Source organism: Sphingobacterium nematocida (assembly GCF_900168125.1).
GTDB classification, from domain to species: Bacteria; Bacteroidota; Bacteroidia; order Sphingobacteriales; family Sphingobacteriaceae; genus Sphingobacterium; species Sphingobacterium nematocida.
This window is the reverse complement of the sequence record NZ_FUZF01000004.1, coordinates 81,124-101,530: the sequence shown is the minus strand read 5'-3', so window position 1 is coordinate 101,530 and position 20,407 is coordinate 81,124. Positions and strand designations below refer to the sequence as shown.

Below are 20,407 nucleotides of genomic sequence, written 5' to 3'. Positions count from 1 at the left end.
TTTATCAGAAAACAATGAAGATTAAGGATATTCACATTAGGCATGTCTACTTGATAACTGAAAATTCTTTGTAGGGCACCTCATATTGAAAGGCTTCCGTCACACCCCCATCTTTCTCCTCAAAATAACGTAATACAACGGATCTATCTGACATATAATCTAAAATCACATAGCCCTGCTTTTGGTATAGAAATAAAGCATTTGGTTTTCTTCGCAGGTATGTTTCCTTAGCACCGGAGCCACTAACCACCTGTAGCCTCCCCACCGAATCCTGCAATAATTGTAGACCATGTTCATGTCCCCCTAAATAGATAACATTCGGAAAACCACTAAATACCTGGTACAATTTATCTCTATAAGTTTTATACTTTACATGCACCAAATCTTCAGGCGACTTTAAAGCAGTGCGTCGTAGTAGCGGGTACAATGAACCTATAACAGGCAATGGCACATACAGCTGCGATTGGACATTTGTCAACGGAAATACGTGGTCTTTCCAGCTAAAATATCCGCCGTGAGAACCGTTGGTTTGCAAGGGATGGTGCGCTATCAATAAAACTGTTTTATTTCTATTCTTTAAAAACAACGACTCTACCTGAGATATCACCTCTTCTTCAGATCTGGCACCACAATCTTGGTCCAAACTATGGCGTTCATATGGAAACATCCACCATTCACTATCTAACACTATGGCAGTTAGATTATCAGAAAGATCTACCTCAACAGGACCTGGACAACCATTCTTTGGGATCATCTGAATCAAACTATCTGATAGCTGCGTTAAAAAATGTCCCTGAGCTTGTATCGATTTTAAGCCATCCTTGCCAGAATGCGCCCAATCGTGATTGCCCGGAATAAAATAAACAGGAACATATAAGCCTTTAAAAGCTTCATATTGACTTTTCAGAATATTCTGGCTCCTAAGCTCCAGCTCTGGGGTATTATTCTGATACCCAGACGGATAAATATTATCCCCTAAAAAAAAGACAGTGGTTCTATTAGCCTCTACCTGATGACGAGCATGTTTTATCACCTCGGTCTGTGCGCTATTAACCTCTCCTGCATCTCCTACTAGAATTAACCTGCGCTGTAGGGATGGTTGGGCAAGGCTCCAATGAAAACTGATTAACAAGAAGAATATAACCCAATAATACCGTCTATCCATAATTTTCGCTTTTAATCATAATAATACGCATCTAGCTACCTATTCTAAAAAATCCGCCACACCAACCAGTTCCAAATCACACCCCATCATACAAAAAACAATAAAAAGTAGGAAATGTTTAAGATCTAAAATGCACATCCCCGAGCTGAGATATTCCAAGAATTTGGCCCCTAAGAACGACTAATTCGGTCAATAACAAAATATATTGCCAGGTATTTGTAACAAAAACAGCACAATACAAGAAAAAATTGCTCCCGCACATACTAAAGGTAATAATATGACGTTATACTTGTAATTTCATAATTTAGGTTAATAATTGGTTAGTTAGAAACGTCTGTTGCTCCCAGCTCCAGGCGTTTTTTCTTATCTTGACATTAACCCCACATACAATGTTTGAAAACGAGCTTTGCTGCTGTTATTGTATTTTATCCATTCGTATTTCGGAGGTCACCCAACTGTGGCACATTTTTCAAGTCAAATGGAGTCTCTTGATATACGAAATAGTTTAACCAATTATTAAAAAGTAGATTTGCATGACTTACCCATCTTACCTTAGGTGGCAATTCAGGATTATCATCCGTGTAATAATTTAATGGGATATCAATCTCCAATCCCTTATCACGATCACGAACATACTCCTCGTGTAGATTATACGGAGCATATTCAGAATGCCCTGTCAAATAGAATTCTCTCCCCCCTCTTGAAGCAGCGATAGCTAAACCAGCTTCATCAGACATTGACAACACTTCCACGTCCTTACTATTATCAATATCTGACTGCGAAATGGTAGTATGCCTACTATGAGGGATAAAAAACTCATCGTCAAAACCTCTAAAAAGAGGATTTGTTTTATCAAGAGCCGTGTGTTGAAAAACGCCAAATAGCTTTTTATCTAAAGGTTGTTTTTCAACGCCATAAAAATGATAGAGTGCTGCTTGAGAGGCCCAACATATGTACAATGTTGAAGTAACATGAGTTTTGGCCCAATCAAAGATACGTGTCACCTCTTCCCAATAAGTCACTTCTTCAAAAGGAAGCATCTCTACAGGAGCGCCAGTAATGATCATGCCATCATAAAAATCATTGGAAACCTCAGAAAATCCTTTATAAAACATTTCCAAATGCTCCGCAGAGGTATTTTTAGAAGTATGAGATTCTAAATGTAAAAAATCGACTTCTATCTGCAAGGGATTATTGGACAATAATCGAACAAAATCAGTTTCAGTCGAGATTTTAAGAGGCATAAGATTAAGAATAAGCAACCGCAACGGGCGAATATCCTGCTCACTAGCACGGAGGTCACTCATTACAAATATGCTTTCACTTTTTAAAAGTTCTATAGCGGGCAGGTTATCGGGTATCTTGACAGGCATACTAATTTACACTTATTTCACCTTAAATTCAGCAGTAAAAGTACCAAAAATACCCAGTAATTAAAAATCCACAATCAAGGAATTTCTTCCAGTCCAATGACAACCTTTAGAATTGTACAAATAATTGCAACGCTTGCATAAAGAAAAAAACAATCGTAAATTGCCTACGTAAACCCTAATAACAAAGAAAGCAGCAAAATACAACAATCCTATGGATAAAAAATTAACAACAAAAATCGTTGCCGCACTATTGCTATGTCTCACAGTTACCTTTGGCTATAGTCAAGAAAGCAATAATGGCAAAAAACTTTGGGCAAAGTCCATTATCAACGAAAAAGCGCCTCAATTAGCAGTCGAACAGTGGCTTTCAGAAACTCCAAACACAAAAGGAAAGTTTGTACTGGTAGACTTTTGGGCTACTTGGTGTGGTCCCTGCCGAAAAGTTATTCCCGAACTAAATGAATGGCAAAAAAAATACAATGAAAACTTAGTCATTATCGGAATCTCAGATGAGACCGCAGACAAAGTTAAAAATGCGAAGGATATTAAAATAGATTACTACAATGCAATAGACACACAAGGCAAACTAAAAAAAGAACTTGAAGTCAAAGGAATCCCACATTGTATTCTAATCGATCCAGAAGGTATCGTTCGCTGGGAAGGTTTTCCCACGCTTACAGACCATGAGCTTACTACAGCAGTCATAGAAGATATCATAAAAAAATACAGCAAAAAATAAGAAAAGGGGGCTTTAAGCCCCCTTTTTCCTGAAAATATCCGTATGAAAGTTTTTATGCTAGATCAATTGACGGAGAGCTATTTCGTAAGCTTTAGAAGAGATATGTGTTCGCTCTTTTGAAATATCGCGAATATCCTTTAAAGCATTCAAGATAACCTTTGAAACATCGGAAAAGAGGGCATCATCACTGATTTCAATACTCGTTTGCATCAGATAAGCAAACACTCTTGCCATTCCACAATTAGCAATAAAATCTGGTATAACAGCCACTTGCTGGTCCGCATACTCCATGACAGGTCCGTAAAAGATTTCCTTGTCAGCAAACGGCACATTGGCGCCACTCGCTATCACCTCCAAGCCATTATCGACCAACTGTTGAACATGGTTTTTCGAAACAAGACGAGAAGCTGCAGCAGGGACAAATATCTCGGCGCCAACACGCCATACTTCTTCCTGCAATTTGTCAAAAGGAATCATATCGGGCGAAACAAGTTCGTTACCATTACGATTCAGGAACAGCTGCGTGATTTCCTCTTCACCAAATCCCTCCTTATTAATCAATCCGCCAACACGATCGACGATTCCTACGATACGAACCCCCATTTTTGAAAGATAAAAAGCAGCGGCAGCAGCGACATTGCCCCAGCCCTGTATGATAGCCCTTTTGCCTTTACACCCATCATCATAAAGATCGTAAAAATGTCGTATCGATTCAGCTACACCAAAACCTGTGATCATATCAGCGACTTTATACTTGCGCTTCAAATCTGGACTATAAAAAGTGTCTTCCAACACTTTCGACACCCCATAACGCAACTGACCTATCTGGCGAATACGATCACTTTCCCGAACATTGAAATGTCCATTCAACACCCCTTCTTGTGGGTGCCATAGTCCATACTCTTCGGTTAAAGGGATCACATCATGAATCTCATCAATATTGAGATCTCCACCTGTACCATAATAGTTTTTAAGTAGAGGGGTAACGGCTTTAAACCATCGGGCCAATACCTCGTTCTTTCTAGGGTCCTTAGGATCAAAGTTAATTCCCGACTTGGCCCCACCTATCGCTGGTCCTGATACGGTAAATTTAACTTCCATAGTCTTCGCCAAGGACTCCACTTCATTACGATCCAAGCCGGCACGCATGCGCGTACCTCCACCTGCAGCACCACCGCGCAAGGAGTTTATAACGACCCAACCTTCAGCCTCAGTCTCTCTATCCTTCCACTCAAATACAATCTCTGGCCTTTTATATTCAAACTCCTTAAGTAATTCTTTCATATGTGTACAACTTTTTTTATCTGCCATATGGAATACTCATGGGTGTTTGTGCTTCGCTAAACATGAGTATTTCATATATAAATAATTCGTCTTTTAATCTCTAAAAGCAGCTATTCTTGTTTTATAAATTCCCTCTTCTCTCTTGTTCGCGCTCAATAGCTTCAAATAGAGCTTTGAAGTTACCAGCACCAAAACTCTGTGCACCTTTACGCTGAATGATCTCGAAAAACAACGTAGGACGATCTTCAACAGGTTTGGTGAAGATCTGAAGAAGGTAACCTTCTTCGTCCCGGTCTACCAAAATTCCCAAATCCTGAATAATTTTCACTTCTTCGTCGATCACTCCAACCCGCTCCGGCAACATATCATAGTATGCTTCCGGAGGAGCTCCCAAAAACTCTACTCCACGTGCTTTCAATGCTTTCACTGTGGAGACAATATCATTTGTTGCTAAGGCCGCGTGCTGCACCCCTTCTCCTTCATAAAAATCCAGATATTCCTCAATCTGTGACTTTTTCTTTCCTTCTGCAGGTTCGTTGATTGGGAATTTAACATAACCATTTCCATTACTCATTACCTTACTCATCAAGGCCGAGTACTCCGTATTAATCTGCTTGTCGTCAAATGATAAAATATTCACAAATCCCATCACATTTTGATACCACTCAACAGTCTCGTTCATTTTGTTCCAGTCCACGTTTCCAACGCAGTGATCGATGTAAAGAAGACCTGTATCTTCGGGATTATAATCACTTACCCAAGCCTCATAACCTGGCATAAAAGTTCCTTTGTAATTTTTGCGTTCTACAAACATATGGACTGTTTCTCCGTACGTATAGATCCCAGCAGTCCACACCTCACCATGTTCGTCTTGTGTACAGATAGGCTCTTGGTATACCTTTGCACCACGCTTGGTTGTCTCTTCAAAAGATTTGCGGGCATCATCCACCCAAAGGGCCAATATCTTCACGCCATCACCATGTTTTTTCACATGTTCAGAAATAGGATGTTCAGAGCGTAGAGCAGTGGTTAGCACCAATCTTATTTTGTTTTGTTTTAACACATAAGAAGCCCTGTCCTTAACCCCTGTTTCTGGCCCCGCATAAGCCTCAGATTGGAATCCAAAAGCAGTTTTGTAATAGTGTGCAGCCTGTTTCGCATTACCGACATAGAATTCAATATAATCGGTACCATTAATAGGAAGAAAGTCTTGCGCCTTCGCAATTTTCTCCGCAAAAGTTTGTGTCATGATAATATGATATGTTTATTAATTAGTTACTAACTCATCCATGATTTATAATAATCCGGATCTTCAAGCGCCAAAGCATCTTCGGTGAGCATTAGCGGTCTGAATGGATCTATCATTACAGCCAATTCATCTGTCCGCGTCTGACCGATACTTTTTTCTACCGTACCCGGATGAGGACCGTGCGGTATCCCCCCTGGATGCAGCGTGAGCTGTCCTTTATCCACCGATTTACGGCTCATAAAATCACCATCCACGTAGTATAAAAGCTCATCAGAATCCACATTGCTATGATTATAAGGAGCCGGTACGGCCAACGGGTGATAATCGTATAAGCGTGGGCAGAAACTGCACAATACAAAAGCGTCTGTTTCAAATGTCTGATGTACTGGCGGTGGCTGATGCAGCATACCCGTTATAGGCATAAAATCATGTATAGAAAAAGCCCAAGGGTAATGATAACCATCCCAACCAATAAAATCAAAAGGATGACTACCGTACACATAAGGATAAATCAAACCTTCTTTTTTTATTTTCACTTCAAAATCCCCCATCTCATCAAATGTTTTCAGATTTTCAGGAACACGGATATCACGTTCGTAAAACGGGGCGTGCTCCATTAATTGACCGAACTCATTACGGTAACGTTTGGGCGTGCGTACCGGAGAGAAAGATTCTACAATGAGTAGTCTATTGTCGCTCGATTCGAAATGCATTTGATAAATTGTACCTCGTGGGATAACCAGATAATCTCCATACGAAAAGCTAATTTCTCCGTATCCTGTCTTCAATACCCCTTTACCTTCATGGATAAAAATTATCTCATCAGCCTGACTATTTTTATAAAAATAATCCTCCATAGACTTTCGCGGCGCTGCCAAAGAGATATGAAGATCATGATTGACCAAAACCGGTTTACGGCTCTCCAGGTAATCATCCGTCGGAGCCAAAGAAAATCCTTTTAAACTCGTATGTTTAAGATGTTTCTCCCGCGCAATCTTAGGAGACACATCATAGGCTTCGCGGATTTGCTTGACCAATGTCGGTGGATGACAATGATAGACTAAGGAGTAAACACTTGAAAAACCGTGCGTAGACACCAATTCTTCGGCGTATAAATCGCCATTCTCCTTTTTAAATACGGTATGCCGCTTTGCGGGGACTTGCCCGAGCTTATGATAAAATGTCATAATCCTCTAGTTTTAAACTGTCAAAAAATTAAAGATGAAACTACTCGATGAGTACTAGTTCGAGTCTAAGAAGTAAATGTGTTAATATTGCGCAAATACAATATCCGCTATCATCGCCTTAATAAAAGCGATCAATCCAAAGGATAACTTAGCGTTATGTATGCCAAAATTGTACATCGTTGGGTTTATAATACAGTAAAGGTAAAAATATTATTCAATATTCTTAAGCTAAATATTTTAATTTTTGTAATCATATGTATATTTGCAGCATAAATCTATAATTGAATCCGCTTTAACACCGCTCTTATTATGAGAATTGTAACTTGCCTTTATAAAAACACACCACATCTTGCCTTATTAATAGCGGATAAAATATACCCCTGTTCAGAATTAGACACGGCATTGCCGACCTCCATGCAGGATTTTCTTTTAGGTGGCGACGATAGTATGGCTGCGCTACGCCGTATCGAAGAAAAAATAAAACAACGTGAAATTCACCCTCAAGCGATATCGCTATCCGAGGCAACATTGCTTGCTCCTGTCCCATTCCCTTCATCCTGTAGGGATGCTTATGCTTTTAGACAGCATGTCGCCACATCCCGACGCAATCGCGGATTGGAGATGATTCCGGAGTTCGATCAGTTCCCGGTTTTCTATTTCACCAACCATCGTGCTATCTTTGGTCCTGGAGATATTTCCTGCATGCCTTTACATATGGAACAGCTTGACTTTGAACTGGAGGTCGCCATTGTTATAAATAAGCGAGGCAAGAATATCAAAGCAGCTGATGCAGACGATTATATTGCCGGCTACATGATCATGAATGACATCAGTGCCCGAAAACTCCAAATGGAAGAGATGAAATTGAATTTAGGCCCTGCTAAGGGCAAGGATTTCGCAACCGCCATCGGTCCCTGGCTAGTGACTAAGGAAGAACTTCTACCTTACAAAACAGCCGCTCCTAAAGGTCATACCGGCGATTGTTACAACTTAAAAATGACCTGTAAAGTCAATGGACAACAAGTCTCATTAGGCAACCTCGCTGATATGGATTGGACCTTTGCAGAGATAATTGAACGCGCATCCTATGGGGTGGAGCTTTTCCCTGGAGATGTAATAGGATCTGGTACTGTAGGCACGGGGTGCTTTCTCGAACTGAATGGAACTGGGCGCCTCGAAAATCCCGATCATCAGGATCAATGGCTCATGGAAGGTGATACCGTTTCTTTAGAAGTAACCGGACTAGGCATACTTGACAACAGAATTGTTTTAACAACAGCGTAACCAGAAAATAAGCACAATATTTAACATAGCCAATATGAGTAACACGATAAGTTTTGATCCCAAAAAGGATCAAGCTATATTTGACAATCTGATTAAGTATGCGATCGCACCTAGACCTATATGCTTTGCCAGTACAATCGATAAAAAAGGACAAGTCAATTTAAGTCCATTCAGCTACTTTAACCTGATGTCTCACCAGCCTCCGATCTGTGTATTCTCTCCATTAAGACGGATGCGTGACGGATCAACAAAACACACGTTAGAAAATATACTAGAGGTTGATGAAGTTGTTATTAACATAGTGAATTACGACCTCGTACAGCAGCAATCCTTAGCGAGTACAGAGTACGCCGAAGGAATCAATGAATTTGAGAAAGCAGGATTAACCCCAATACCCTCTGTATATATTGCTCCTCCCCGTGTAGCCGAGTCGCCGATTCAGCTCGAGTGCCGCGTACAGCAGGTTATACCGCTTAGTGAGCTCCCCGGAGCAGGAAACCTTGTTTTGGCAGAGGTACTTGCTATGCATGTGCAAGCACACCTTCTTGACGACAAAAACAACATACAGCAACATGAATTAGATTTAGTCGCCCGATTAGGAGGTGATTGGTATTGCAGGGTTACCCAGGACAACCTTTTCTTGGTTCCCAAGCCTCTACGCAATTTAGGAATTGGAGTAGACAACCTCCCTGAAGCCGTTCGCTTGTCAAAAGTGCTAACTGGAAATCATCTCGGATTACTTGCTAATGTAGAAACAATACCTACTATCGATGATACTTTAGAAATAGATGCTGCGTATACCGATATCCAGACGGCACATTTGCATGCTGCACAACTGTTGGACCAGGGCTCCTTACAAAAAGCCTGGCAAATTTTACTTCGTACCCTATAAGATAAAATAGGTCAGGAAAATCCCCTGACCTTTTTTTAGCAATTACTCATCAACTAGTTTCATCAAACTTGTCTTAATATTCTGATTACCAAAATCAACCATCCCTGTATGCTTAGCAGCAACCTTCCCATTTTTATCTAAAATCACCGTCATAGGGATAGAATTGGTTTCCAACTCCGCAGGCAAAGGTGAATGCAGGGTATACAAAGGGAGATCGAACTTGTTTTTAGCCATAAACTTAGCCGCTCCTTTTATATCTACATCGACATCTATTGCCATAAATACAATCCCTTTATTAGATTTTAAATCTAAAAACAGCTTATTCAATGAGGGCATCTCGCGGATACAAGGAGGGCACCAGGTAGCCCAAAAATTCATCACCACCACTTTTCCACGGAGTGAATCCAGCGTCGTAACACCATTATTGATATCAACAAAACTAGCTTTCACCATCTCCCCACTCGCTTCCGCAGCCAGCTCCACCGGGCTTTCCAAAATTTCTTCATCCTTACCCCCTCTTTCTTTGGCAGTATTGGTACAACCGACCATAAATAGTCCAATCGAGATTAATAGCACTAATTGTTGTTTCTTCTTTAGCATAATATTTAAAGTATTATTTCATTACAGTTTTTACCCTCTTTCCATTTGTTAGTTCCTCAGATGCGCGGTTCACGATACGATCTTCCAAACGGATACTACCGAATACCTCAATCAGATCATTATACGAAATTCCCGGTCGCACCGGTACGCGTTCTGTGCTACCATCTTCCCCGATTCTTACGACAAATATACCAGACTGAGCGTTAACGACTGCCCCTTTAGGCACAAATGTTGTTTTATGTGTCCTTTGCAAAGAGAGTTTTACATCCGCAAAATCTCCCCCGATTAAACCTTTATCGGCATTCGCTACCTCAAACTCTAAGCTCAGTGACCGTGTGGTTGGATCAATGAATTTTGCATTTCTTTTCAATTTCGTCGTGAATATCCGATTGGGCACGCTCAACACCTGAAACTCTGCCGTAGTACTATCCGACACAGATTGTCCATGCACCTCCGGCACCACCACTTTCAACTTAAGCTTATCATTAGCCACTAGATTAAACATCGGTATCCCGTTGTCCCCCAAAAGCGCCCCTGTCGAAAAATTACGCTGGGTAATAATACCTGAAAAGGGCGCCCTGATTAACAGATAATCTTCCATTTGTTTCGACTTTTGATAAGTCCCACCAGCCTCTACGACCGCGGCACTATCCCTTAGCATATCGCCGTGTGCCTTCTCCAGCTCTAGCGCCGAGATAGCCCCTTTTTTACGTCCATCTACATCATGGAGCCTCTTATAGCGAAGCCTACTCACTTCATAATTAGCCATAAGCTGATTCTGTTTCGCCCGATCGGCCGTACTCTGCATATCCATCTCGGGCGCCTCCATCCGTGCGAGCAACTGTCCTTTGCGAACATAATCCCCCACATCAACGTGAATCTGCCTTACAAAACCTTTTACCTTCGAAAACAACGCAACAGACTCCTGTGGCTGCAGTTCACCTGTCACTTTAAGACTGTATTCAGGTTGCAAGGATTGAGGGTGCGAAACTTCCACCTCAAGCATATCTGCTTTTGCCTGCTGCTTTGCCTGTTTATCCCCCTCCTTTTGCTTACAGCCAAGGAATACGACAAGCACTAATAAAAAACTATATCTTACCATTTCTTTAATTATTATAAAACTTACTATTTACATCATCAGGATCTAGTGAAGGCTCCAAATACGTAGCTTTCTTCATCATCAATGAAAAAATCAGTGGTATCATCAATAAGATGACAGCAGTAGAAGTGATCAAACCACCAATTACAGCTTGTCCTAAGGGAGCAATCTGTTCGCCACCATCCCCCATCCCCAAGGCCATAGGAATCATACCCGCAACCATTGCAGCGGCAGTCATCAGAATGGGGCGTAGCCGAGATTTTGCAGCAACAATTGCCGCAAACTGGGCCGATATAAAATACTTTCTACGGTTCTGTTCTGCCTGATTGACCAATAGCACCGCATTCGAGACAGACACCCCGATCGACATGATGATCCCCATGTAAGACTGTAGATTCAACGTACTACCAAAAACCCAGATGAAAAACGAACTACCGGCGATTACCGCTGGTATCACCGAAAGAATGACCAAACTAACACGGATAGATTGATAATACGCGCTCATCATGAAGAAAATAACGACGATAGCAATAGACAATCCTATTAATAACCCGGACAGCGTTTCTTCCAATAAAGGCAAGGTACCTTCTTTCCATACACGCATTCCCTTAGGCACCTCTCCTATTTCTAGAAGCGCCTGATCTACGGCCTTGTTAGCTGTACCTAAATCCGTTTTATAAAGATCTGCCAATATTGTAACATAGCGATTCGGACCTCGCCGATTCACCTGGCCTGCAACAGTACTGTATGTAATCGTTGCTACATCCTCCAGGATTGGATAACGCTGTCCTTTTTGTAAAGGCATAGCGCGCAGATCCTCTACAGCTTGTATTAAGTTCTCTGGCACTTGAACCTGAACCTGGAATACCAGCCCAGACTTAGGATCCACCCATAGATTTTTATCTGTAAATCGGGTTGACGATGTCGCCGTTGAAATATTTCTAGACACCTCTTGTACTGTTAGTCCAAATTGTGCGAGTCGGGTTCGATCCAACTTAATATCAATCACCGGGTAATGCAAGGGCTCTGCAATCTGCACATCTCTCAAGAACTCATAAGCAGACAACTTAGAAACCAGTTTTTTAGCATAAGATTCTGCAGCCTGAAGTTGGGACGCGCTAACTTTAACCTCTACAGGTGTCATAGCTCCCTGCCCTATAATTTTATCCATCAGCTCCATCGGCTCAAAGTTTATGACCACCGACGGAAATTTTTCACGGATCCGCTCACGGATCTGCTCCTTAAGTTCATCATTCTTTACACCGATCAACTTCTTATTCAACGATAACTGTAGAACCCCCTCTCCGGTTGTACTGTTAAACAAAAAAATGGGATTTATTGGGTTAGCTGAGGGGTGCATCCCTACAAATGCAGAGCTCATCTTTACACTATTCACAGGTAGCATCGCTGTAATGGATTCTCCGATCTTACGAACTGTTTCTTCACTGGTTTCCAGTCTCGTCCCCTCCGGTAGCCGTATCCGCAGCTGAAAATCACCGCCTTCCGATCGTGGAAGAATGTCAGTACCCAATAAAGAAAATAGCAGAAATATAGCACCAATACTCAAGACCAGGTACCCAATAGTAGGCACCGTGGATCTACGGACCAGAGAACGGACCAAAAATGCATACTTCACATTGACACGTTCCATAAACGACCGCTTCTTACGGACTAATCTCCCATGCACCTTGGATTTCATAATCCAATTAGCCATGATAGGCACAAAAGTCTGAGAAGCAATAAATGAGGCTATCATCGCAAATGCAACGGCTAGCGACAAAGGCATGAACATATCCCTAGGGATACCACTCATCATAAATGCAGGGGTAAGTACAGCTAGGATACTGAGCAATATTAACAACTTAGGTGCCGATATTTCTAAAAGGGCGTCCAAGATGGCCCTAGGTTTCGATTTTCCCAACTCCATATGTTGATGAATATTCTCTATCGTAACCGTGGCCTCGTCCACCAAAATCCCTATAGATAGTGCCAGACCACTCAACGTCATGATATTCACACTCTGTCCAAAGAAATACAGTGTTATCACTGCTGTAATAATAGCAATAGGTATGGTCAAGACAACGATTAACGCACCACGCACATCGCCAAAAAAAAGAAAAACCATAAGCCCCGTCAAAAGAGCGCCCAAGGCACCTTCAAAAATCAAGTTAGACAGTGATCTCGATATGTAAACCGATTGATCAAAGGCATAACTGATTTTAACCCCCTCGGGCAAGAGGTTTTCCAACATGGGCAGAGACTTTTTAAGATTGTCCACCGCAGTTAACGTCGATGCGTCTGGCTTCTTAATAATAGGAAGGTAAACCGAACGTTTTCCATTTATCAACGCATACCCCACCGTTTGATCTGCTGCATCCAACACCGTAGCAACATCGCCGACCAATAGTGTCCCACCGGCAACGGTCTTAATCGGTGTCTGTAAAAACTCTTCTACACCAGCAGCAATAGAATTGATCGGCGCCATAAGGTTTTTATCGTCCAACCGTATATTCCCAGCCGGCGATGGGACCGAGTTTTTCGTAATAGCCAAAGTGACCTCCTCTGGACTAAGCCCAGAGGCTTTCATCTTTTGTGGATCAATATTCACCACGAGACTACGCATATTGCCGCCAAAAGGAGCTGGGGCCGTTATTCCCGGGATATTCACAAACATAGGACGTACCTTCGTAATGGCCATAGTTTGCAATTCGGTGACTGAATGTTTTTCACTATCAAACACCAATTGTCCTACAGGGAGCGAACTACCATCAAAGCGAACCACCATAGGAGGCACAGCTCCTGGAGGCAAAAAACCCATCGCACGGGACACCTGCATACTCAATTCGGCAGACGCTTGAGACATATCAGTCCCGGGATAGAATGTCAACTTCATCAAGGAAAGTCCTTGGATACTTTTAAAATCCATTTCCTTAACGCCATTAACAAAAAGTAAAACCTTTTGAAATTCGTTGGCCATAAAACCATCCATGTAGGCTGGCGACAGCCCACCATAGGGCATTGCGATATACATGGCAGGCGACTCTATCTCAGGAAAAATATCGACTTTTATCTTTTGGATTACCGGCCAGGAAAAATACGCGATCGCTATGATTACCATAATGAATGCAATAGGCTTCCTCAGCGCTGTTCTAATAATGTTCATATGTATATAAATAGTTATCGATTAGAAATGTTGAATCACCTTATTGACATCTGCTTCAAGAAAAGATCGTTTTAAAGCAATATTCCAGTAATTGTAATAATGTAGGAGATTCTGCTTTTCATTTTGAAGCAAAATGGCCTGTACTTGCAGAAGTTCTGCCAAATTGATTAATCCTCCTTCATACCGTACCCTGTACATATCATAGGCTTCAGAAGCCTCTCTTTTACTTCGCTCTGAATCGACCAAACCATCTACCGTCAGCTTTTCTTGCGTTTCCAGATCCAATACACGTTTTTCAATTTCTCGATCCAATAGATGATACTCTTCGTCAACTTTTTGGCGTTTCGCGTCAAAAATCTTTCGGTCAGACTTTGCTGTAAACAGCTGTTGCAGATTCCAACTCACCCCTACACCAACAAAGTAATTGTGCGCATAATTCTGAAACATATCACCGTAACTATTAGACGCGACACCTTCTGAGGATACCCCCGAGCTGCGACTAGATACTGCTCCTATTCCCATCACACGTGGTAAGCTTTGCCGCTTTGATTTCTCCATCAAATAGTCTAGCTTTTCAGATTCTAATTTCTTTATTTCCAAAACAGGCTGAACAATTAATCCTGACGCATTCTCTTCCAATAGTTTAAAGAAGCGATCCGTTTGGTCAACGGCAGTATCAACAGTATCACCGACAAACTCGGATAATGCATATACATTTCCTTTAAGCTGTCCCGAGACCTGCGACAGTTCAGACGAAACGTTGTTTAACGAAGAAGAGACGAGAAGCGTATCTGCACTGGGAATTATACCACTTATCGCCAAATCCCGTGTCAGTTCTAAGATATCCTCATACCTTTTCAGGTGCACCTGATACCAATTGAAGAGCGTTTGATAATACAAAAAATTGATATACCGTTGAGCAAGCTCATGCTGTATCAAGAGCTGGTATTGATTAGATTCCCAGGTAGACTGCTTTACGGCAGTAGCACCTAAATTCCGATCCGCATTTTTACGACCGAAATTGACTAAGTCCCAATTAAGACTACTCGTAGCGTACTGATTGAAGGTATTTGACGTACCACCCGATGTGTTGGAACCGGAGATATTAAAAATACCAGGCATCGGATAGAACGCTCCAGACACATTGTTTAATGAGCTAAATCCCTGTTGATATTGAAGCCAGACCTGCGGCTTATAATGTTCCAATGCTGCGGCACTGTCTAAGCGGGCTATACCGATTTCTCGGTCTCTAATAGAAAATCCTTTATAGTTTACTTTAGCTTGTTGCCAATAGTTCTGAAGTACCTGCGCGTGTACACCACTAGAGATGAGTGCAGTCCCCATAACGAGCAAACAAGCCCATAACTTGTTGATCATGGATTGTAAAATTTATAGTAAAAAAACACAATTATAAAAATGCCTTTAGGCGATTAACGTGTCTGAATGCTATAAATTGAATCGATTAAAGAATATAAAAAGATTATTGGTTCCCGAATTAGGAACTTGCGGTAAGCGTATTCTAACCCTATTTTTAGAAACACTTAAAAATAGGAAACAAAAAAAAGTAATTAATACGATGGATGGTGAGAGTTCAATAGCCGAATTGGTAACTTTTGCGACACTCTCTTTACCGTCCAACACACAACGGACTTCCGACGAAGTTATTAGTTTGGATTGCTTAATACCTAATCCGGAAGAAGCCTGCTGCGTAGAATTTTGCTTGATAGATGCCTTTATCGGGCACGAAGTCAGAATAAAAACCATAAAAATACCTACAATCCGCAACATGAAGGCGAACGAACTGCTTTTTATGATATCAAAATTACTCATCAAGGCAAACCTACATAAATTTACCACTATACGCAATACAATTGCGTTCGAATATAAAATTTTGTAGCGCTCCTCGGCCTAAAAAACCTTCAATTGAGGAAATACAGGCTATTCCTCGAGACATCAAAAATAGATGTAACACCTATTTTACGCTTCCCATTTTTCAGATACCGGGACAAGCACAGTTCCTAACAATAGCATATTAACAGCATCTACTCCCAAAAATTTCCATTTTACCACATATCTTATTTAAAAAATATTTTTTTGTTAAAAAACACTACGCAATCGATTGTTTTATCGAAAATTCATAATTTTGACTTCCTATTAACAGATTAAACTTGATACTATGTGTGGAATTGTTGGCTATGTAGGCCATCGAGAAGCATATCCTTACTTGATAGAAGGATTGCACAAACTTGAATACCGCGGATACGACAGTGCAGGTATTGCACTTCATTCGCAACAAGCGTTACTGATTTCCAAAACCGCTGGAAAAGTCGCAGCCTTAGAGGAACTGATCAAATCGACAGACCTTTCGTCTACAACAGGGATTGGACATACCAGATGGGCGACACATGGTGTACCTTCGGACTATAACGCACACCCCCATTCGTCCCAAAGCGGCAAGCTAGCTCTTGTACACAATGGAATCATCGAAAACTATGCTTCTATCAAAGAGGAGTTACTCAAAAAAGGATATGTCTTCAAAAGTGAAACCGATTCCGAAGTCCTTCTCAATTTTATTGAAGATATAAAGATCAACAACGATTGTCCCTTAGAGGAAGCAATCCGAATTGCGCTCAAACGCATTACAGGAGCTTACGTTATACTCGTACTGGATCAGGACACGCCAGACACCATAATAGCAGCACGCAAAGGTAGCCCATTGGTCATAGGTATCGGGCAGGGCGAACATTTCTTAGGCTCAGATGCATCTCCAATGCTCGGGCATACCAAAGAAGTGGTGTACATCAACGATTATGAACTCGCTATTATAAGACCTGACGAGCTTATACTCAAAAATCTAGGCAACGAACAGGTAACCCCATTTATTCAGCAACTCGACATGGAGCTCGCTAGTATAGAAAAGGCGGGATATCCCCACTTTATGCTGAAAGAAATAGTGGAGCAACCTAAAGCTATTAAAGATTGTCTTAGAGGAAGGGTTGATGCGGATACCCATCAAATAACGTTAAGTGGTCTTGAGAGGGTTAAAGACCAACTACTATCAGCCCATCGAATCATCATTGTCGCATGTGGTACCAGCTGGCATGCGGCCTTGCTTGCTGAATATTGGATTGAGGAATTATGTCGGATTCCTGTCGAGGTCGAGTATGCATCAGAATTTAGATACAGAAACCCTATAATTGATAAAGAAGACGTTATTATTGCTATTTCCCAAAGTGGTGAGACAGCAGATACTTTAGTCGCTTTGGAAAACGCCAAACAACAGGGCGCAACTATATTTGGAATAGTAAATGTTGTTGGATCTTCTATTGCCCGGCTCTCCGATTCAGGGATATACACCCATGCAGGCCCAGAAATTGGGGTGGCCAGCACGAAAGCCTTCACCACACAACTCGTGGCATTATTGCTTTTTGCTATTAAACTTGCCAAATACAAACAAAAAATAGCTCCTGAACAAGCAGAATTATTGGTACGCGAACTTCAACTCATCCCCGAAAAAACCCAAGAAATACTGGATACGCAGATCGAAACAATTAAAGCCATAGCACATAAATACGCCAATGCCCGAGATTTTCTGTACTTAGGCCGTGGCTACAATTTCCCTATAGCACTCGAGGGAGCCTTAAAGCTCAAGGAGATATCCTACATCCACGCCGAAGGTTATCCAGCCGCAGAGATGAAACACGGACCTATAGCCCTAGTTGATGAGAATCTTCCGGTATTATTCATCGCTACAAAAGATAAAATCCATGAAAAAATCATCAGCAATATGCAAGAGATCAAGGCACGTTCAGGACAGCTTATATCTTTAGTATCCCGTGATGACAAACTCGCCTCCTCCCTATCCGACGATGTTATCGAGATCCCCGAAGCGCACGAAATTGTCGCTCCGATACTCTCTACAATTCCATTACAATTATTAGCGTATTATATAGGCATTGCAAGAGGCTGTGACGTGGACAAACCTCGAAACTTAGCCAAATCTGTAACAGTAGAGTAGTATGACCTTCATCACACAAGAACCTTTAGCCAATCTTGGATATGGCTTTATTTCGCCGAAGCATATTCCGGCTCAGGCCGACGAATACTATATTAGGAATGAACAGTTGGGTGCAGAAAAGGTCTTTCGTCCATTGACAAGCCTAGAGGTAAAAAAACTTACGGATCAACTTAACTACAGTTCCAATTGGTCGGAGGTGCTCGTTAGCGATCCGTTTTTTCCAGAACAGATTCAAAGCTCAAAATTCTATGGATTAGTCCGTATCGGGCCAATGCGCCAGGCATATCTTTCCTATAGAGATCTTCGTCTCCCTTGTGGTATATACAACTCGACTATCGTAAGCTCAGACATTGGCGCGTACTCCGCTATACATCATGTCCGTTACATGTCTCATTTTATTATCGGAGATAGTGTTATACTTTCTAACATCAATGAAATGGAAAGTAGTAACAGTGCCAAATTTGGAAATGGGATTCTCAAAGACGACGAGCTCCCGGAAAAGCGAATATGGATGGAGCTCTGTAATGAAAATGGAGGTCGATCCGTAATTCCTTTTGATGGAATGCAGGCTGCCGATGTCTATTTATGGTCTCGTCTTCGAAACGACAGCGTATTTCAAGACAGATTAGTAGAAATAACAGACAACAGCTTTTCAAAAAAGAGAGGATATTACAGTACCATCGCAGATCACGTCGTCCTTAAAAATTCAAATACCATAAAGGATGTCAAAATCGGCCCCTATAGCTATATAAAAGGAGTAAATAAGCTCAAAAACGTCACAATAAATTCCAGTGAAGAAGCGTTTACCCAGATTGGCGAAGGCTGTGAAATCGTAAACGGCATAATAGGGTACGGTTGTAGAATATTTTACGGCGTAAAAGCAGTACGCTTTATTCTCTCTTCCCATTCTCAGCTAAAGTATGGTGCACGCTTGATTAACTCCTTTCTGGGCGACAACTCCACCATATCATGTTGTGAGGTACTGAACTCCCTCCTATTTCCCGCTCACGAACAGCATCATAACAATTCCTTCCTTTGCGCAGCGCTGATCAAGGGACAGAGTAATATGGCAGCAGGTGCTACCATTGGGTCTAATCACAATTCTCGCGCCGCAGACGGAGAGATCATTGCCGGACGGGGTTTTTGGCCGGGTCTATGCGTGAGTATCAAACATAACTCTAGATTTGCGTCATATACACTTTTAGTCAAAGGAGACTTTTTGCATGAATTAGATATCCGCATTCCCTTTTCTCTAGTCAGCAACGACATCGAGAAAAACCGTTTATTGATAGTTCCTGGATATTGGTTTTTATACAATATGTATGCGTTAATGCGCAATACGTTCAAATTTACATCCCGGGACAAAAGAACATTAAAAAACCAACACATCGAATACGATGTATTGGCTCCCGATACGATCAATGAGATGTTTGACGCATTGGATGAGATCAAAATTGCTGTGGGGAAGACCTGGTCAGATTTGAATCCTCAAATGGATCCCAAAATTTTAGGATCTAAGCTGCTGGAGGATCAAGATTTTGATCTTGATAAAAGAGAAATACACCTGACCGATACCGAATATTCTACACGAAAAGTCATATTGATAAAAGTCAGAGCCTGTTACAGACTCTTTAAACGTATGATCCACTATTACGGCAGCACACACCTAGCAGATGCACTCGAAAAAAGAACCTTTAAGTTATCGGATGCCCAGCAGCAACTAGCTGATATACACCGTGCTAAATTTGAAAACATTGGTGGTCAATTAATTCAAAATCAACAGGTACAGACTCTCATCGAGGATATAAAAAGTGGAAAAGTCGATTCTTGGAGTACCATCCATGAACATTACCACCGATGGAGTAGCACTTATCAAAACGACAAAACGACCCATGCAATAGCCTCTTTGGCAGAAATAACGAACCTTCCAATCAACGAATGGACCACCGATTTTATACAGGACTGTCTGGAACAGAGTCTTAAAACAAAGGAATGGATTTGTTTAGAAATAGAAAAATCAAGAGCAAAGGACTATGAGAATCCCTTCCGCCTGTTGGCATACGACTCCATGGAAGAAATGGAATCTGTAATAGGAAAACTAGCGGACAATAGCTTCTTAAACAAACAGAAAGAAGAATACATCGACTTTAAAGAAAGAGTAGAAAAATTATTAAATCAAGAATAATTATCCAAAAGAGGCTGTATCATAATTGAAACTCTCACGTCATTTCGAGCGAAACGTAGTACAGTCGAGAAACCTCGAAGAGCTCTGCGAAGCAAATCTAAAAACTTAAATTTCAAATCTTTAGATTTCTCCATTTCGCTGCGCTACAGTCGAAATGACGATAAATTCT

The 20,407-nt window shown here is 41.4% G+C and carries 15 protein-coding genes; 5 read left to right on the top strand and 10 right to left on the bottom strand.

What is annotated here, in order from left to right:
* Positions 1–46 precede the first annotated feature (46 nt).
* Both B5X76_RS06880 and metA read right to left on the bottom strand, forming a co-directional pair.
* Positions 47–1,165, bottom strand: coding sequence for a metallophosphoesterase (locus tag B5X76_RS06880; RefSeq protein ID WP_079642376.1), 1,119 nt, complete (start codon positions 1,163–1,165; stop codon positions 47–49).
* 425 nt (positions 1,166–1,590) lie between these two features.
* Positions 1,591–2,538 carry a homoserine O-acetyltransferase MetA gene (gene metA / locus B5X76_RS06875; RefSeq protein ID WP_079642375.1) on the bottom strand — a complete coding sequence of 316 codons (948 nt, stop codon included), beginning with the start codon at positions 2,536–2,538 and terminating at the stop codon, positions 1,591–1,593.
* A gap of 211 nt (positions 2,539–2,749) precedes the next feature.
* On the opposite strand from metA, the gene B5X76_RS06870 reads away from it, so the two are divergent.
* The gene (locus B5X76_RS06870) at positions 2,750–3,277 is read left to right on the top strand and encodes a TlpA family protein disulfide reductase (RefSeq protein WP_079642374.1); all 528 of its coding nucleotides are present in this window, start codon (positions 2,750–2,752) and stop codon (positions 3,275–3,277) included.
* Between the two features lie 57 nt (positions 3,278–3,334).
* Here the strand turns inward: B5X76_RS06870 and B5X76_RS06865 are convergent, their stop codons facing one another.
* From B5X76_RS06865 to B5X76_RS06855, 3 genes are all read right to left on the bottom strand, one after another.
* The gene (locus B5X76_RS06865) at positions 3,335–4,561 is read right to left on the bottom strand and encodes a Glu/Leu/Phe/Val dehydrogenase dimerization domain-containing protein (RefSeq protein ID WP_079642532.1); all 1,227 of its coding nucleotides are present in this window, start codon (positions 4,559–4,561) and stop codon (positions 3,335–3,337) included.
* A 121-nt stretch (positions 4,562–4,682) separates the two neighbouring features.
* Positions 4,683–5,810 (bottom strand): 4-hydroxyphenylpyruvate dioxygenase, encoded by a 1,128-nt coding sequence (hppD, locus tag B5X76_RS06860; protein WP_079642373.1) that lies wholly within the window; start codon positions 5,808–5,810, stop codon positions 4,683–4,685.
* Between the two features lie 29 nt (positions 5,811–5,839).
* Entirely contained in the window at positions 5,840–6,997 is a 1,158-nt protein-coding gene (locus B5X76_RS06855) for a homogentisate 1,2-dioxygenase (protein ID WP_079642372.1), read from the bottom strand.
* Positions 6,998–7,306: 309 nt separating this feature from the next.
* On the opposite strand from B5X76_RS06855, the gene B5X76_RS06850 reads away from it, so the two are divergent.
* Both B5X76_RS06850 and B5X76_RS06845 read left to right on the top strand, forming a co-directional pair.
* Complete coding sequence (locus tag B5X76_RS06850) at positions 7,307–8,281, top strand: fumarylacetoacetate hydrolase family protein (RefSeq protein ID WP_079642371.1); 975 nt, start codon at positions 7,307–7,309, stop codon at positions 8,279–8,281.
* Positions 8,282–8,315: 34 nt separating this feature from the next.
* Complete coding sequence (locus B5X76_RS06845; RefSeq protein ID WP_079642370.1) at positions 8,316–9,173, top strand: flavin reductase family protein; 858 nt, start codon at positions 8,316–8,318, stop codon at positions 9,171–9,173.
* A 42-nt stretch (positions 9,174–9,215) separates the two neighbouring features.
* Here the strand turns inward: B5X76_RS06845 and B5X76_RS06840 are convergent, their stop codons facing one another.
* The 5 genes from B5X76_RS06840 to B5X76_RS21625 all read right to left on the bottom strand — a co-directional run bounded on the left by B5X76_RS06840 (position 9,216) and on the right by B5X76_RS21625 (position 15,865).
* Positions 9,216–9,773 carry a TlpA family protein disulfide reductase gene (locus B5X76_RS06840; RefSeq protein WP_079642369.1) on the bottom strand — a complete coding sequence of 186 codons (558 nt, stop codon included), beginning with the start codon at positions 9,771–9,773 and terminating at the stop codon, positions 9,216–9,218.
* Positions 9,774–9,786: 13 nt separating this feature from the next.
* Positions 9,787–10,875 carry an efflux RND transporter periplasmic adaptor subunit gene (locus B5X76_RS06835; protein ID WP_079642368.1) on the bottom strand — a complete coding sequence of 363 codons (1,089 nt, stop codon included), beginning with the start codon at positions 10,873–10,875 and terminating at the stop codon, positions 9,787–9,789.
* A gap of 4 nt (positions 10,876–10,879) precedes the next feature.
* Positions 10,880–14,035, bottom strand: coding sequence for an efflux RND transporter permease subunit (locus B5X76_RS06830; RefSeq protein ID WP_079642367.1), 3,156 nt, complete (start codon positions 14,033–14,035; stop codon positions 10,880–10,882).
* A gap of 21 nt (positions 14,036–14,056) precedes the next feature.
* Positions 14,057–15,412, bottom strand: coding sequence for a TolC family protein (locus B5X76_RS06825; protein WP_079642366.1), 1,356 nt, complete (start codon positions 15,410–15,412; stop codon positions 14,057–14,059).
* Positions 15,413–15,481: 69 nt separating this feature from the next.
* A complete protein-coding gene (locus B5X76_RS21625) occupies positions 15,482–15,865 on the bottom strand; it encodes a hypothetical protein (protein WP_139375224.1) in 384 nt (127 codons plus the stop codon).
* A 346-nt stretch (positions 15,866–16,211) separates the two neighbouring features.
* Between B5X76_RS21625 and glmS the strand changes: the two genes are divergently transcribed.
* Both glmS and B5X76_RS06810 read left to right on the top strand, forming a co-directional pair.
* The gene (glmS, locus tag B5X76_RS06815; protein ID WP_079642364.1) at positions 16,212–18,053 is read left to right on the top strand and encodes a glutamine--fructose-6-phosphate transaminase (isomerizing); all 1,842 of its coding nucleotides are present in this window, start codon (positions 16,212–16,214) and stop codon (positions 18,051–18,053) included.
* Between the two features lies 1 nt (position 18,054).
* The gene (locus B5X76_RS06810; RefSeq protein ID WP_079642363.1) at positions 18,055–20,238 is read left to right on the top strand and encodes a DUF4954 family protein; all 2,184 of its coding nucleotides are present in this window, start codon (positions 18,055–18,057) and stop codon (positions 20,236–20,238) included.
* Positions 20,239–20,407: the final 169 nt, after the last annotated feature.